This is a genomic window from Skermanella sp. TT6 (genome assembly GCF_016653635.2).
GTDB classification, from domain to species: Bacteria; Pseudomonadota; Alphaproteobacteria; order Azospirillales; family Azospirillaceae; genus Skermanella; species Skermanella cutis.
Map to the genome: position 1 here is coordinate 432,085 of NZ_CP067420.1, position 15,657 is coordinate 447,741.

Sequence of the window (15,657 nt, forward strand, 5' to 3'; positions counted from 1 at the left end):
TCAGGGAAGCCGCAATCCATGTCCGCCTATCAGACGCTCGAACGCCGCTTCGCCCGCATCGCCGCCCTTTCCGACGCGCTGGGCATCCTGCAATGGGACACCGAGACGCTGATGCCGCCCGGAGCCGCCGACGGCAGGGCGGAGCAGCTGGCGACCCTGAAGGTGATCAGCCACGAGTTGCTGACCGACGAGGACAACGCCGACCTGCTGGCCGACGCCGAGCACCAGACCGACCTTTCAGACTGGCAAGCGGCGAACCTGCACGAGATGCACCGGGCCTACCTGCACGCGACCGCGGTTCCGACCGACCTGGTGGAAGCCAACTCCCGCGCGGTCTCCCGCTGCGAGATGGTCTGGCGGGACGCCCGGCCGGCCGGCGACTTCGCGATGCTGCTGCCGAGCCTGTCGGAGGTGCTGAACCTCCAGCGGCAGATCGCCGACGCCAAGGCCGAGGCGCTGGGCTGCCAGCCCTACGAGGCGCTGCTCGACACCTACGAGCCGAGCGGCAACACCGACACCATCGACCGCCTCTTCGCCGACCTGCGCGGGTTCCTGCCCGGTTTCCTGGCCCAGGTGCTGGAGCGCCAGGCCCGCCGGCCCGACCTGCTGCCGCTCCGGGGGCCTTTCCCGGTGGAGACCCAGCGCGCGCTCGGCGTCCGGATGATGCAGGCGGTCGGTTTCGACTTCAACCGCGGCCGGCTCGACATCAGCCTGCATCCCTTCTGCGGCGGCGCCACCCACGACGTGCGCCTGACCACCCGCTACGACGAGGCGGACTTCACCAAGGCGCTGATGGGCGTGCTTCACGAGACCGGCCACGCCCTCTACGAGCAGGGCCGCCCGGCCGAGTGGCTGGGCCAGCCGGTCGGCGAGGCGCGCGGCATGAGCCTGCACGAGAGCCAGTCGCTGCTGATCGAGATGCAGGCCTGCCGCAGCCGCGCCTTCCTGGAATTCGCCGCCCCGGTGATGCGCGAGAGCTTCGGAGGCACCGGCCCGGCCTGGGACGCCGACAACCTGTACCGGCTCTACACCCGGGTCGAGCCCGGCTTCATCCGGGTCGATGCCGACGAGGTCACCTATCCCGCCCATATCCTGATCCGCTACGAGCTGGAAAAGGCGCTGATCGCCGGCGACATGACGCTGAAGGACCTGCCCGGCGCCTGGAACGACGGCATGCGCGACCTGCTCGGCCTGAAGGTCCCGAACGACCGGCTCGGCTGCCTCCAGGACATCCACTGGCCGGGCGGCGCCTGGGGCTATTTCCCCACATACACCCTGGGCGCCATGACCGCCGCCCAGCTGTTCGACGCCGCCTGCCGCGCCGACGACGCCGTGCTTCCCGGCATCGCGAAGGGCGACTTCTCCCCGCTGCTGTCCTGGCTGCGCACCAACATCCACGCCAAGGGCAGCCTGCTCCCCGCCGACGAACTGCTCAAGCAGGCCACCGGCCGCCCGCTGGACGCCGGCGTGTACCAGCAGCACCTGCGCCGGCGGTACCTGGAGGAGGCGTGAGGGTGGCACGGTTCCGCTCTGCCCGTCCTGGTTGGCTGCTGATATTTTCCGGGATATCGCTTCGTCCGATGCAATGAAGGTGTCCGATGACTCTATCCCGCCAGGATCTGGACGCCGGCCGGATCGGTCTGAAGGATGCCATAGATCCTGATGGGGAGACGGTCGGGCCGATCCAACCCGGTTTCAGCCTCCGTGCCGATTTCATGGAGCCGCTGGGCATCAGCGTCGATGCATTGGCCCGGGCGCTAAGTGTATCGAGGACCAGAATGAGCGAGATCGTCAACGGACGTCGCCCGATCACCGCCGACACGGCGCTGCGGCTGTCCAGGCATTTCGGCACCAGCGCGGATTTCTGGATGGGGTTGCAGGCCCAGTATGACCTTGAGGTCGCGCGCAACTAATTGGGCGACCGCTTGGTGTGGGAAGTGACGACACGGGCAGCCTAGAGTCCTGAGCTATTGATCCGACGCATTGCGGCACGTTCAAGATGGTTCCAGTAATCGTCTGGCGGGTATAGGCCGCAGATCGAGCCGACGACTCTCCGGAATGCCTCAACGATAAGGGCGCCGATACATCGGAAGTCGACCTTGAGCTTGGCAGAAGTAATCCCGAAAAGGGAGCGGTTCATCGCTCCGGCGATTATCCGGGGACGGTCAGGCCATCGTGGCGCAAGGCGGCGATGAAGGTCTGGGTGCCCCAATGGCCGAACGGGGCCTGGGCTTCGGGGCACGACCCGCAGGGTGCCCCGCCCCGCAGCCGGGTTCATATTCTTGGTGGCGGCGGTTTCATTGATGAACACCATCCTCCGATCCCCGACGATGCCCGCCCACCGCCGGCTGGGCCTGATCCGGCGCCGGGACAAGGAAGCCGACCCGGCGCTGCGCCAAGTCCGGGAAGCGTTGCTGGAACTGGCGCACGCCTGATCCCGCGCCCCGCCCGCCTCCGCCTCACTGCGCCTGCTTGAACAGGATGATCGAGATCCTTCGGTTGCGCGGATCGTTGGGATTCTCCGGGAACAGGGGGTCCACCTCCGCGCGGCCGCTGACGTCGGCGATGCGGCCGGGATTGAGGCCCATGGCGGTCAGCGCGCGCAGCGTGGCGCCGGCGCGCTGGCTGGACAGGTCCCAGTTGCCCTGGGGGTTGTTGGCGAAGGGGGTGGCGTCGGTGTGGCCGCGGATCGCGACCTTGTTGGGCAGCGATCCGATCGCCTGGACCACCCGCGTCAGCAGCTTGCGCATGTCGTCGTTCATCTGGGTGCTGCCGAGCGCGAACATGCTCTTGCCCTCGGCGTCGACGATCTGCACCCGCATGCCTTCCGGCGTCTGGTCCACCAGCAGGTTGTTCTTGAGCCCCTGGAGGTCGGGGGAATTCTCGATCGCCTTCTTCAGCTCCTCCGCCGCGCGGTCGAACTGGCGCTTCTCGCGCTGTTCCGGCGTCAGCGAGGGCGGCGCGCCGGGCTTCGGAGGCGCGCCCGCCGCCTGCTGGCCGGACCCGCTGTCCTCGCCCTCAGCCCCCTCTCCGGCGCCCTGGCTGTCGCCGTCGTTCTCCGTCGGCGCGACCAGCGTGCTCGGCGCGCTGTCCTGGGCGGTGAAGGCGGCGTTGGGCGACGACAGGCTGCCCGGCACCGAGATGGTGACGCCGCCCAGCAGCCCGCCGGAGCCGCTGTTGGAACTGGAGACCGCCGGGCTGGGAGAGAAATAGTCGGCCAGGCTCTTGCGCTGGTCCTCGGTGGTCGAGCCGAGCAGCCAGAGCAGCAGGAAGAACGCCATCATGGCGGTCACGAAGTCGGCATAGGCCACCTTCCAGGCGCCGCCGTGGTGGCCGCCGCCGCTCACCTCGATCCGCTTGATGATGATGGGACGCTCGCCGCCACCCTTGGCCATGACTCACCTGACTGACGAAATATTAAGACTTCCACGACACCATGCGCTGGTCTTGTGCTGGTTCTGCGGCAAAACCGCGCGCCGTGCTGCGTGCCCTTGCAGAATACCTAGCGCGAGAAGGTGAACAATTCTTTATCGGCAAATCGGACGATCATGCTCGCAATTGGCGGTCTCGTTTTTCTTTTCATTTGCGTGTTCGGCGTCTATGCGATGACCGGCGGCAACATGGGGATCGTCATGGGCGCCTTGCCGCACGAGATGGCGACCATCGGCGGGGCGGCGGTCGGCACCTTCCTGATCTCCAACAGCGGGCACGTGATCAAGCATTCGCTGAAGGACCTGGCCAAGGTCATCAAGGGGGCCAAGTTCAAGAAGTCCGACTACATGGACATCCTGACCCTGATGTTCCAGCTGCTCAAGCTGGCCAAGAACAAGGGCACCGTCGCGATCGAGCCGCATATCGAGAAGCCCAGCGAAAGCCCGATCTTCCAGGCCTATCCCAAGATCACCCACGACCATTTCGCCCAGGACCTGATCTGCGACTACCTGCGCATGGTCTCCATGAGCCAGGACGACCCGCATCAGGTCGAGGACATCATGGACCGCGAGATCAAGGGCTTCCTGGCCGAGGGCGACCATGTGGCCCACGCCTTCCAGGGCATGGCCGACGCGCTGCCGGCGCTGGGCATCGTCGCGGCGGTGCTGGGCGTGGTGAAGACCATGGGCTCGCTGAACGAGCCGCCGCCGGTGCTGGGCAAGATGATCGGCGGCGCGCTGGTCGGGACCTTCCTGGGCGTGCTCCTGGCCTACGGCATCTTCGGCCCGATCGCCAACCGCCTGAAGGGCATCTACGAGGACGAGATCAAGTTCTACCACGTGATCCGGGTGATCATCACCGCGCACCTGCACGGGCAGGCGCCGCAGATCAGCGTGGAGACCGGCCGCAAGGCCATTTCCCACGAATACATGCCGAGCTTCGCCGAAGTCGAGGAGAAGCTGAACAGCCTGCCGCCGGTGTGAACCGCCGCCGGCAGGCCGTTACGTGAGGGCCGGCCTGCCGGCTCGGCCCCCGCCGGCTCTCAGCCGGCGGTCTTGGTGATCCGCGGCTGGGCCGGCGGCTGCGCCGGAAGCTGGCGGAACAGCGAGGTGCCGACCAGCAGGTCGACCGCGCGGCGGAGCTGGTAGTCCTCGGCGCTGCCGGGAACGGCGGGAGCGGCCGGGGCCGGCGCGGGCGCCGCGGCCGGCGGCTGGCCGCGCGGCGCGTCCTTGGGCGGCGTGTCGTTGGACAGGGCGCCGCGCAGGTCCGACTCCTTGCGGCCCGGCGCCTGGGCGACCTGCTCCAGCTTGGCCTGCTCCACCGTGATGTCGGGGGTGACGCCCAGCGCCTGGATCGAGCGGCCCGACGGGGTGTAGTAGCGGGCGGTGGTGATCTTCATCGCCTTCTGGTCCGGCAGCGGCATGATGGTCTGCACCGACCCCTTGCCGAAGGTCTGGGTCCCCATCAGGACCGCCCGGTGCTGGTCCTGGAGCGCGCCGGCCACGATCTCCGACGCGGAGGCCGAGCCGCCGTTGACCAGCACCACGATCGGCAGGCCCTTGGTCAGGTCGCCGGCGGTCGCGTCGAAACGCTGGGTCTCCACGCCGTCGCGGCCCCGGGTCGAGACGATGTTCCCCTTGTCGAGGAAGCTGTCCGCGACGGAGACCGCCTGGTCCAGCAGGCCGCCGGGGTTGTTCCGCAGATCGACCACGTAGCCGATCAGCCGGTTCCCGAGCTGCTGCTGGAGCGTCTGGACGGCCTTCTCCAGTCCCGGCTGGGTCTGGCGGCTGAAGCCGGTGATGCGGATATAGCCGACGTCGCCCTCCGCCCGGGACTTGACGGGCTGGCTCTTGATCACCTCGCGCGTCAGGTTCACCTCGAACGGCGCCGTCTCGGCGACGCCGCGGCGGACCATCACCTTGATGGGCTGGCCGACCGGGCCGCGCATCCGCTCGACCGCCTGCTTCAGGCTGAGGCCCTGGACCGGCTCGCCGTCGATCTGGGTGATCAGGTCGCCGCTCTGGAAGCCCGCGCGCGCCGCCGGCGTGTCGTCGATCGGCGAGATCACCTTGACGTAGCCGTTCTCCAGCGTGACCTCGATGCCCAGTCCGCCGAACTCGCCGCGCGTCTGGACCTGCATCTCGGTGAAGTCCGCGGTGTCGAGGAAGCTGGAATGGGGGTCGAGCGAGGTCAGCATGCCTTCGATCGCGGCCTTGACGAGCTGCTCGTCGGTCATCTTCTCGACATACTGCCCGCGGACACGCTCGAACACCTCGCTGAACAGGTTCAGCGCCCGTTCATCCACCGAATCCCGGGCGGGCGACGCCTTTGCCGGCGATGCCGAGGGGGGCTGCGCCAGGACCGGCAGCGGCGCCATGAGCACCAGCGACATGAAGGCGGCGTAGGCGAATTTCTGCGTCATGCGGGCGTGATCCTGTGACGGGCTTGTGGTGAGCCAGGGGACTGGTTGATGAAACAGGGATGCAGGCACGGGATTCTCTATCGATACGATACACCAAACGGGCCGCCGATAAAGAGAACAGGAATATGGTTAATGTAAGGTTATGCAAAATGCGGCCCGGCCGCTGGACGTCGCTTCCATGCCCCTTCACAGCACGGTGATGCTGTGGAACACTCCGCAGGCCGCCGTATGCCGCACCGCACCGATCCGCATGCATCATCCGGCATGGCCAAGAACCACGGCTGCGAGAGACAGGAAGGTTTTTCGATGATGAGACGATGCTTCGGCGTAGCGGCGGCCCTGGCCGTCGCGGTGTCCGCCGCCACCTCGGCGCTGGGCGCCGACCTGCCCAAGGTGACCCTGGCGATGAGCGGATGGACCGGCTTCGCCCCGATCACCCTGGCGCAGAAGGCCGGCATCTTCGAGCGCAACGGCGTCCAGGTCGAGATCAAGAAGATGCCGACGTCCAACCGGCACCAGGCGATGGCCTCGGGCGACGTGCAGGCGATCACGACCACGGTCGATACCCACATCCTCTACGCGTCGAGCGGGGTTCCGGTCACCCAGGTGCTGGTGCTCGACACCTCGGCCGGGGGCGACGGGATCGCCGCGCGGGACGGCATCGCGTCGCTGAAGGACGCCAAGGGCAAGTCGGTGGCCGTGCAGTTCGGCGGCGTGCCGCAATTCTGGCTGGCCTACCTCCTCAAGCAGCAGGGCATGAAGCTGGACGACCTGAAGCTCACCAACCTGGAGCCCAAGGACGCGGCCAACGCCTTCGTCGCCGGCCAGTTCGACCTGGCTGTCACGTACGAGCCCTACCTGTCCACGGTGCGGACCAACAATGCCGGCAAGATCATCGTGACCTCGGCCGAGACGCCGGGCGTGATCGTCGACACCCTGGCGTTCCAGCCGGACTACATCGCCGAGAACCCCAAGGTGGTCCAGGCCATGGTCAAGTCCTGGTTCGAGGCGCTCGACATGATCAAGGCGCAGCCGGACGAGGCCTACCGCATCATGGGCGCCGACGTGAACCAGACGCCGGAGCAGTTCCAGGCCTCCGCCAAGTTCGTGCAATGGTACGACCGCGACATGAACCGGACCTACATGGCCGAGACCCTGCCGAAATTCCTGAAGGAGGCCAACGACGTCATGGCGGAAGCCAGGCTGGTGCGCCGCCCGGCCGACGTCTCGACCATGGTCGACGCGTCCTTCGTGAAGTAGGCGCGCAGCATTCTCAATGTCCGATCTGTTCGTTCCCCTCAAGCCGGTCTCCCCCGGACGCCGGATCACCCTGGGCGTCCTGGGATTCGTCACGGTGGTGGCCCTGTGGTGGGCCGTCACCGCCAGCGGCCTCGTCAAGCCGCTGTTCCTCGCCGGCCCCTGGGACACGCTGAAGGCGGGCTATGCCCTGTTCTTCGAGTTCGGCTTCGCGGGCGACGTCCTGGTGACGGTCGGGCGGGTACTCGGCGGCTTCCTGATCGCCACGGCGGTCGCGGTGCCGCTCGGCATCCTGATGGGCGCCTTCAAGCCGGTGGAGGCCTTCTTCGAGCCGCTGATCTCGTTCGCCCGCTACCTGCCGGCCTCGGCCTTCATCCCGCTGCTGATCCTGTGGGCGGGGGTGGGCGAGGCGCAGAAGCTGTCCGTGATCTTCATTGGCGCGGTCTTCCAGATCTGCCTGATGGTCGCGGTGATCGTCGGCGGCACCCGCGCCGAGCTGGTCGAGGCGGCCTATACCCTCGGGGCCCGCAACCGGGGCGTCGTGCTCCGGGTCATGCTGCCGGCAGCGGCGCCCCAGATCTTCGAGACCCTGCGCCTGGTGCTGGGCTGGGCCTGGACTTATGTCATCGTCGCCGAGCTGATCGGGGCGAGCGCCGGCATCGGCTTCATGATCATCGACGCCCAGCGCTTCCTCGACACCGGACAGATGATCTTCGGCATCTTCGTGATCGGGGTGATCGGACTGGTTTCCGACTTCCTGTTCAAGCAGGTGAACCGGCACCTGTTCTCCTGGGCCAGCTGACGGCGGCGGAATCGTAATGAGCACCTTGGACATCGACGGCGTCGGGCGGGTCTTTCCCCCGGCGCGACGGGGCGGAGCCGCCACCGTGGCGCTTCAGCCGACCGACCTGGCCGTGGCGGACAACGACTTCATCACCATCCTGGGACCGTCCGGCTGCGGCAAGTCCACCCTGCTGCGCATCGTCGCCGGCCTGGACCTGCCCAGCCAGGGCCGGGTGCTGATGGACGGCCGGCCGGTCGGCGGACCGGGACCCGACCGCGGCATGGTCTTCCAGTCCTACAGCCTGTTCCCCTGGATGACGGTGCGCGACAATATCTGCTTCGGGCTGCGCGAGAAGGGATTGCCGAAGGCCCGTCAGAAGGAGATCTCCGATTATTTCCTGGACCGGGTCGGCCTGCGCCAGTTCGCCGATCATTTCCCCAGGACGCTGTCCGGCGGCATGAAGCAGCGCACGGCGCTGGCCCGGGCGCTCGCCAACGACCCCAAGGTGCTGCTGCTCGACGAGCCGTTCGGGGCGCTGGACCACCAGACCCGGGCGCTGATGCAGGAGCTTCTGCTGGGCATCTGGGAGGCCGACCAGAAGACCGTCCTGTTCGTCACCCACGACATCGACGAGGCCATATTCCTGGCGAACCGCGTGGTGGTCATGACGGCCAGGCCCGGCCGGATCAAATGCGACATCCCGATCGACCTGCCGCACCCCCGCACCTACACGATCAAGACGACGCCGCGGTTCGCCGAATACAAGGCCCGCCTGACCGAGGAGATCCGGGTGGAGACGATCCGGGCGGACGCGATGGTGGCGGGGTAGGATCGGTTTTCATTGTTTGGCCACAGATGAACGGCGATGGAAGCAGATCAGAGATGAACCATGCGTCATATCTGCTTCCATCGCCGTTCATCTGTGGCCCGAAACACATCGCCCGACGCATCAACCGCCGGCGGGCTGGATTTGACCCTCGCCGGTCAACCATGCATGGTGACGGTACCTGGACAGAACGGAGCAACCGCAGTGCCCTTCGCACCGCCAACCATCCGCCGCTTCCTGATCGTGGCCGGCGCGCTGCTGCTGGCCGCGATGCCGGCGCGGGCGCAGCTTGTCGGCCATGGCGGCATGGTCAAGGGCTTGGCCGTCTCGGCCGACGGCACCCGCGCCGCGAGCGCCGGGTTCGATTATTCGGTGATGCTGTGGGACCCTAAGGCCGCGGCGGCCCTGGCGCTGATGCACGGGCACGAGGCGGCGGTCAACGCGGTCGCCTTCACGCCCGACGGCAGCCGCGTGGTCAGCGGCGGGGACGACGGGAAGGTCATCCTGTGGCGGTTGGGGCAGGGCGCCCCCGAGCGGGTCATGGCCGGGCACAAGGGGCGGGTCGCCGCCGTGGCGGTGGCGCCGGACGGGCGGACGGCGGCCTCCGCGGCCTGGGACCGCACGGTCCGGCTGTGGGACCTGGAGAGCGGCGCCCAACTCGCCGAGCTGACTGAACACGCCGGCAACGTCAATGCGGTGGCTTTCACGCCGGACGGCGCCCGGCTGGTCAGCGCCGGGGAGGACGGCACCGTCCGGCTCTGGAACCGCTCCGACGGGAGGGAGATCAAGGTCCTGGGCGGCGGGCTTCCGGTCAACGCGCTGGCGCTGACGCCCGACGGCCGGCGCGCCGTGGCGGGCGGGATCGACGGCGCCGTCCGCATCTGGGACCTGGATGCGGGAACGGAAACGGCCGGTCCCGTGGTCGGCGATCCGGCGCCGGTGCTCGCGGTCGCGGTCTCCGCCGACGGCTCGACCGGGGCCGTTTCCGGCGTGACCGGCGGCATCGCCCTGTGGTCGATCGACGACGGCCGCGTGCTCCATACCCTCGCCGGGCACCGCGGGCCGGTCTGGGCGCTGGCCTTCGAGCCCGACGGGAAGCGGCTTCTGACCGCGGGGGGAGACGGGGCGATCCGCCTCTGGGACACGGCGGCCGGGCTGGAGATCCGCACCGGCGCCGCGAAGCTGGCGGCATCCGACGTGCCGAGGGGCGAGCAGGGGGAGCGCGGGGCGGAGCTGTTCCGCCGGTGCAGCGCCTGCCACACCGTCACGCCCGACGGCGGCAACCGGGCGGGGCCGACGCTGTACGGCGTGTTCGGCCGCCGGATCGGCACCGTGCCGGGCTATCCCTACTCCCCGGCGCTGCGGGACGGCAACATCGTCTGGACCGCCGAGACGGTCGGCGACCTGTTCAAGCGCGGCCCGGACGTGGTCACGCCGGGCACCAAGATGCCGGTCCAGACCATCGGCAACGACGCGGAGCGGGAAGAGCTGATCCGCTGGCTGGAAAAGGTAACGGCGCCCCGCTGAACGGGGCGCCGCACACCGGATGCCTCAGGGGAACCGGGCGATCAGCTCGCCTCGGCCTGCTTCTGGGCGCGCTTGCGCTCGTTGGGGTCGAGGTGGCGCTTGCGCAGCCGGATCGACTTGGGCGTCACTTCCAGCAGCTCGTCGTCGGCGATGTAGGACATCGCCTTCTCCAGCGTCATCACGATCGGGTTGGTCAGGCGGACCGCCTCGTCCTTGCCGGCGGCGCGGATGTTGGTCAGCTGCTTGCCCTTCAGGACGTTGACTTCCAGGTCGTTGCCGCGGGTGTGCTCGCCGATGATCATGCCCTGGTAGACCGGGACGCCCGGCTCGATCATCATGGGGCCGCGGTCTTCAAGGTTCCACAGCGCGTAGGCCACCGCGGTGCCGTCGCCGTTGGAGATCAGCACGCCGGTGTGGCGCGACGCGATCGGGCCCTTGTACGGAGCATAGCCGTGGAACAGCCGGTTCATCAGGCCGGTGCCGCGGGTGTCCGTCAGGAACTCGCTCTGGTATCCGATCAGGCCGCGGGACGGCACGTGGAACACCAGGCGGGTCTTGCCGGCGCCCGAGGGCTTCATCTCGACCAGGTCGCCCTTGCGCTCGGAGATCTTCTGGACGACGGTTCCGGAGAACTCCTCGTCCACGTCGATCACCACTTCCTCGATCGGTTCCTGGCGCTGGCCGGTGATCGGGTCGCTCTGGAACAGCACGCGCGGACGGGAGATCGACAGCTCGAACCCTTCGCGGCGCATGGTCTCGATCAGGATGCCCAGCTGAAGCTCGCCGCGGCCGGCGACCTCGTAGGCGTCGGTGCCGTCGGTCTCGCTGACCTTCAGCGCCACGTTGCCCTCGACCTCGCGGAACAGCCGGTCGCGGATCATGCGGCTGGTGACCTTGTCGCCCTCGCGTCCGGCCAGCGGGCTGTCGTTGACCGAGAAGGTCATCGCCAGCGTCGGCGGGTCGATCGGCTGGGCCGGCAGGGCGGTCTCGACGGCGGGATCGCAGATGGTATCGGCGACGGTGGCCTTGGTCAGGCCCGCGATGGCGACGATGTCGCCCGCCTCGGCCTCGTCGACGCCGACCCGCTCCAGGCCGCGGAAGGCGAGCAGCTTGGAGATGCGGCCGGTCTCGATCACCTTGCCGTCGCGCGACAGCGCCTTGATCGGCATGTTGGCGCGGGCGGTGCCGGTCTCGATGCGGCCGGTCAGGATGCGGCCCAGATAGGGGTTCGCCTCCAGCGTCGTCACCAGCATGGTGAAGTTGGCGTCGTCCTTGTTGGCGGCGACCTTCGGAGCCGGGACATGGTTCCGGATCAGCTCGAACAGCGGCTTCATGTCGACCCGCTCGGCTTCCAGGCTCTCCGCCGCCCAGCCGTTGCGGCCCGAGGCGAACAGGGTCGGGAAGTCGAGCTGCTCGTCGCTGGCTTCCAGCGCCGCGAACAGGTCGAACACCTCGTCATGGACCTCGTGCGCACGGGCGTCGGGGCGGTCCACCTTGTTGATCACGACGATCGGGCGCAGGCCCAGCTTCAGCGCCTTGCCGACCACGAACTTGGTCTGCGGCAGCGGGCCCTCGGCCGCGTCCACCAGCACCACCACGCCGTCGACCATGCTCAGGATGCGCTCGACCTCGCCGCCGAAGTCCGCGTGGCCGGGGGTGTCGACGATGTTGATGCGGGTGCCGTCCCACAGGACCGACGTGCACTTGGCGAGGATGGTGATGCCGCGCTCACGTTCCAGGTCGTTGCTGTCCATCGCCCGTTCGGCGACCTGCTGGTTTTCGCGAAAGGCACCGGACTGGCGAAGCAGCACGTCGACAAGGGTGGTTTTGCCATGGTCGACGTGCGCGATGATGGCGATATTCCGCAGATCCATACCGAACTTCTCTGATGTCCCGGGTTGAGCCGCGGCGTACCGCAGGCAAACAAAAATGCCCGGATAAACACCTGGAGAATGGATCGCAGTCCTTCTCAGTGCCCGGGTCATGTTGCGGCGCAGTATACAGTTTGCGCCATGAACTACAAGCGGAACCGCCTGCGGCCATCTGTTCCCAGAATGGCAGGCCGTTCCGCCTGGACGCTTAGGATGGGGAGGGCTCCCAACGGTTTCAAGGGCAAGCCCCGAAAACCCTCCCGGATGAAGGCCCCGATGAAGGGTTGCCTTGAGGAACATCGTCCGGCACCACTGTGTTTGCCAACCACCGTTCGAACGGAGAGAACCCCTGAAGTCCGGCTCGCCCCCCTCCAGAAGATCCAGATCCCGTGCCGGGAGTTCCGGCGGGGCGCGGCCCCGCTCCCGGACGTCCATCACGCGCGGCGTCGTCGGCTTGGCCCTGATGCTCGCGGTCGGCGGCATCGTCGCCGCTCCCGTCCTGGCGCAGCAGACCCCCTACGAGGTCAGCCTGACCGGGGTCGAGGACGGAACGCTCCGCGAGCTGCTGGAGGGCACCGCGACCCTGTTCCGCCTGTCCGGGCAGCCGCCGCCCAGCCCGATCGGCCTGCGCCGCCGCGCCGACGCGGACCGGGAGAGGCTGCAGACCGCCCTGCGCTCGGTCGGATACTACGACGCCCGGGTCGAGATCGCGGTGGACACCTCGGTCGAGCCCGCCAGGGTGGCGGTCACCGTGACGCCCGGGCAGGTCTACAATTTCGACCGCATCACCGTGGCCGGGGCCGGCGGCGCGCCGCTCGAAGGGGCGCCGATCACCGCCGGGGACATCGGCATCCAGGTCGGCGAGCCCGCCCTGTCCGCGACCGTCGTCGATGCCGAGACGCGGCTGACCGGACAGCTGGCGGCGCGCGGCTTCGCCTTCGCCAAGATCGCCGAGCGCCGCGCCGTGGTCGACCACGAGACCCGCACCATGGACGTGACCTATACGGTCGATCCGGGGCCGCTGACCCGTTTCGGCCAGGTCAGCGTCGAGGGGCTGGACCAGGTCTACGAGCAGCTGGTGCGGAACCGGATCCCCTGGGAGCCGGGCGACGAGTACCGGCCGGACGAGATCGAGGACGCCAGGCAGGCGATCTCCGGCCTCAACGTCTTCTCCTCGGTCCGGGTCGGGCTGGCCCGCGAGCCGGGTCCCGACGGGGTGACGCCGGTGACCATCACCGTCGCGGAGCGGCCGCGCCGGGTCATCGGCGCCGGCTTCAGCTATTCGACCGAGGACGGTTTCGCCACCAATGCCTATTGGGGCCATCGCAACCTGTTCGGCGGGGCCGAGCAGCTCCGGCTGTCCGCCACGGTGTCGCGCATCGGCGAGAACGACCTGACCGACACCGAGGTGCGGCTGAACGCCAATTTCCGCAAGCCGGACTTCCTGACCCTCAACCAGGCGCTGATCCTGGACGCCAACCTGATCCGCGAGCGGCCCGACGCCTACGATCGCGACGCCATCGTGCTGTCGGCCCTGCTGGAGCGCCAGCTGAGCGACCGGCTGACGGTGTCCGGCGGCGTCACGCTGGAGCAGTCCCGCGTCGTCGATCCGCCCGACACGACCACCGAGAGCACCCTGGTGGGCGTTCCGCTGACGCTCCGCTACGATGCCACCAACGACCTGCTCAACCCGACCAGCGGGTTCCGCACCGACCTGCTCCTGACGCCCTTCCAGCAGATCGGCGGCGCCGACTCGAACTTCACGGTCGCCCGGATCACCAACAGCGCCTATTACGACTTCCGGGGCGACGGCTGGTATGTCGCGGCGGGGCGGCTGTCGGTGGGCAGCATCTTCGGTTCCAGCACCGCGGACATTCCGGCGGACAAGCGCTTCTATGCCGGCGGCGGCGGCTCGATTCGCGGCTACGGCTACCAGGATGTTGGGCCGCGCGACGCGTTCGGCGATCCGGCCGGCGGACGCAGCCTGCTCGAGGTCGGCGCGGAGATGCGCGTCAAGGTGACCGATACCATCGGCATCGTTCCCTTCATCGACGGCGGCAATGTTTACGAGAGCTCCACGCTGGACTTCTCCGAAGAGCTGCGCTGGGGGGCCGGCATCGGGGCCCGCTACTACACCGGTTTCGGACCCTTGCGGCTGGATGTCGCCGTGCCCTTGAACAAGCAGCCGGGCGATTCGAGCTGGCAGCTCTATATCAGCATCGGACAAGCCTTTTAGGGCCGCGGCTCTGCTATGATCCGGCTGCGGGGAGGCAGTTCGGGACACGCCAGTGTTGCGCCATCGTTACGCCGGTAAATACTACGTCGATCGCTTGCGGGAAGACCTGCCGCGCTGGGTGGAGCGGGGCTGGATCCGGGCGGAGGACGCGGAGTCGGTCCTGGCCGACGCCGCGGCGCGGCCCCGCCCCGCCGCCCTGCCCAACTTGCTGGCGCTGCTCGGCACCGTGCTGGTCGCCATGGGAGCGCTCCTGTTCCTGGCGGCCAACTGGCAGGGCATGGGGCGGCTGTCCAAGCTGGCCGTGCTGTTCGGGGCGCTGTGGGGGACGCACGGCGCCGCCTGGGCCGCCCTGCGCGCCGGCATGCACCACTTCGCCGAAGCGCTGCTTCTGCTGGGCGTGCTGCTGTTCGGCGCCGGCATCATGCTGGTCGGCCAGATCTACCACCTGCCGGCGGATCCCCCCGCCGGCGTCCTGATCTGGGCGCTCGGCGCCATCCTGGCGGCCTGGGCCTGGCCGAGCGAGTGGGCGGCCTGCGCCGCGCTGGCCCTGGTCACGGTCTGGTTCAGCCTGGCCGTCCCGGACTCCCCGTTCCCGGTCTATCTTCCGTTCCTGCCGGTCTGGGCGGCGCTGCTGCCCCCGATCCTGCGCATGCGCTGGATCGTCGCCTACCATGCGGCGCTTGTGTCGCTGGCCTGGTTCATCCTCGTGACGCTCGTGTCGCTGCTCTCCGCCGGCGACGCGGCGGAGGAGGACGTGCTGCGCCTGGGCAGCGCCATCGCCGCCGCCCTCATCGCCCTGGGCGGCGTCCTGGCGGGCTCGCCCCGGGCGGCGGCCTTCGCGGTTCCGCTGGAGCGGCTGGCGCTGCTGGGCCTCGTCGCCGGAGCGTCCCTGCTGGCCCTGCCGGCGCTCCAGGCCGACCCGTCGGCGGCCGGCCGGTCGGCATGGGCGGAGCTGGCCCTGACGCCCCTGCTGGTCGCGGCGGCGGGGGGCGCGGTGGTCTGGCGCCGCGACGGCGGGCTGCTGGCCGCGGGTGCCGCGGCGGTGGTCGCCCTGCTGCTGGCGGACGCGCTGGTTCCGCCGGAGAGCCGGGGCATCCGCTACGGCATCGAGGAGTATTTCGTTCCGGAAGGGACGGGGCGCGCCCTGGAGCAGCCCGCGGAGGGCGAGCGGATCGACATCCGCGTCGCGGTCAACCGGGCGGGCACCCCGGCGATCTCCGCCATCCTGGTCAACGGCGAGGTCCGCCACGAGGAGGGGCTGTTCTGAAATTTCCGCTGCCGGCCAGCGGCCCCGGTGCGGAG

The 15,657-nt window shown here is 68.8% G+C and carries 13 protein-coding genes and 1 pseudogene; 10 read left to right on the plus strand and 4 right to left on the minus strand.

The window, feature by feature from the left end; translation table 11 throughout:
* The first annotated feature begins 18 nt into the window (after positions 1–18).
* Positions 19–1,512 carry a carboxypeptidase M32 gene (locus IGS68_RS02030; RefSeq protein WP_201076941.1) on the plus strand — a complete coding sequence of 498 codons (1,494 nt, stop codon included), beginning with the start codon at positions 19–21 and terminating at the stop codon, positions 1,510–1,512.
* Between the two features lie 86 nt (positions 1,513–1,598).
* A complete protein-coding gene (locus IGS68_RS02035) occupies positions 1,599–1,913 on the plus strand; it encodes a HigA family addiction module antitoxin (protein WP_201076943.1) in 315 nt (104 codons plus the stop codon).
* Positions 1,914–2,122: 209 nt separating this feature from the next.
* On the opposite strand, the pseudogene IGS68_RS35310 reads toward IGS68_RS02035, so the two are convergent.
* Positions 2,123–2,329: pseudogene (locus IGS68_RS35310) on the minus strand (IS630-like element ISSpo6 family transposase); the annotation flags it as partial.
* Here IGS68_RS35310 and IGS68_RS35885 point away from each other — a divergent pair.
* Entirely contained in the window at positions 2,304–2,435 is a 132-nt protein-coding gene (locus IGS68_RS35885; protein ID WP_256445789.1) for a hypothetical protein, read from the plus strand. The pseudogene IGS68_RS35310 and the gene IGS68_RS35885 overlap by 26 nt on opposite strands.
* A 24-nt stretch (positions 2,436–2,459) precedes the next feature.
* Here the strand turns inward: IGS68_RS35885 and IGS68_RS02040 are convergent, their stop codons facing one another.
* Positions 2,460–3,395, minus strand: a complete 936-nt coding sequence (locus IGS68_RS02040) for a flagellar motor protein MotB (RefSeq protein ID WP_201076944.1) — start codon at positions 3,393–3,395, stop codon at positions 2,460–2,462.
* 210 nt (positions 3,396–3,605) lie between these two features.
* Between IGS68_RS02040 and motA the strand changes: the two genes are divergently transcribed.
* Entirely contained in the window at positions 3,606–4,415 is an 810-nt protein-coding gene (gene motA, locus IGS68_RS02045; protein WP_412766131.1) for a flagellar motor stator protein MotA, read from the plus strand.
* A gap of 59 nt (positions 4,416–4,474) precedes the next feature.
* Here motA and IGS68_RS02050 read toward each other — a convergent pair whose 3' ends face one another.
* On the minus strand, positions 4,475–5,854 hold the full coding sequence (locus IGS68_RS02050; protein WP_201076948.1) for a S41 family peptidase: 1,380 nt from the start codon (positions 5,852–5,854) through the stop codon (positions 4,475–4,477).
* A 306-nt stretch (positions 5,855–6,160) separates the two neighbouring features.
* Between IGS68_RS02050 and IGS68_RS02055 the strand changes: the two genes are divergently transcribed.
* The 4 genes from IGS68_RS02055 to IGS68_RS02070 all read left to right on the plus strand — a co-directional run bounded on the left by IGS68_RS02055 (position 6,161) and on the right by IGS68_RS02070 (position 10,248).
* On the plus strand, positions 6,161–7,114 hold the full coding sequence (locus tag IGS68_RS02055) for an ABC transporter substrate-binding protein (RefSeq protein WP_201076950.1): 954 nt from the start codon (positions 6,161–6,163) through the stop codon (positions 7,112–7,114).
* A 16-nt stretch (positions 7,115–7,130) separates the two neighbouring features.
* Complete coding sequence (locus IGS68_RS02060) at positions 7,131–7,913, plus strand: ABC transporter permease (protein ID WP_201076952.1); 783 nt, start codon at positions 7,131–7,133, stop codon at positions 7,911–7,913.
* Between the two features lie 16 nt (positions 7,914–7,929).
* The gene (locus IGS68_RS02065) at positions 7,930–8,724 is read left to right on the plus strand and encodes an ABC transporter ATP-binding protein (RefSeq protein WP_201076954.1); all 795 of its coding nucleotides are present in this window, start codon (positions 7,930–7,932) and stop codon (positions 8,722–8,724) included.
* 201 nt (positions 8,725–8,925) lie between these two features.
* Complete coding sequence (locus IGS68_RS02070; protein ID WP_247881130.1) at positions 8,926–10,248, plus strand: c-type cytochrome; 1,323 nt, start codon at positions 8,926–8,928, stop codon at positions 10,246–10,248.
* Positions 10,249–10,289: 41 nt separating this feature from the next.
* Here the strand turns inward: IGS68_RS02070 and typA are convergent, their stop codons facing one another.
* On the minus strand, positions 10,290–12,122 hold the full coding sequence (gene typA / locus IGS68_RS02075; RefSeq protein ID WP_201076957.1) for a translational GTPase TypA: 1,833 nt from the start codon (positions 12,120–12,122) through the stop codon (positions 10,290–10,292).
* Between the two features lie 460 nt (positions 12,123–12,582).
* Here typA and IGS68_RS02080 point away from each other — a divergent pair, with 460 nt between their 5' ends.
* Positions 12,583–14,355 (plus strand): autotransporter assembly complex protein TamA, encoded by a 1,773-nt coding sequence (locus tag IGS68_RS02080; RefSeq protein ID WP_201081002.1) that lies wholly within the window; start codon positions 12,583–12,585, stop codon positions 14,353–14,355.
* Positions 14,356–14,410: 55 nt separating this feature from the next.
* A complete protein-coding gene (locus IGS68_RS02085; protein ID WP_201076959.1) occupies positions 14,411–15,622 on the plus strand; it encodes a GDYXXLXY domain-containing protein in 1,212 nt (403 codons plus the stop codon).
* Positions 15,623–15,657: the final 35 nt, after the last annotated feature.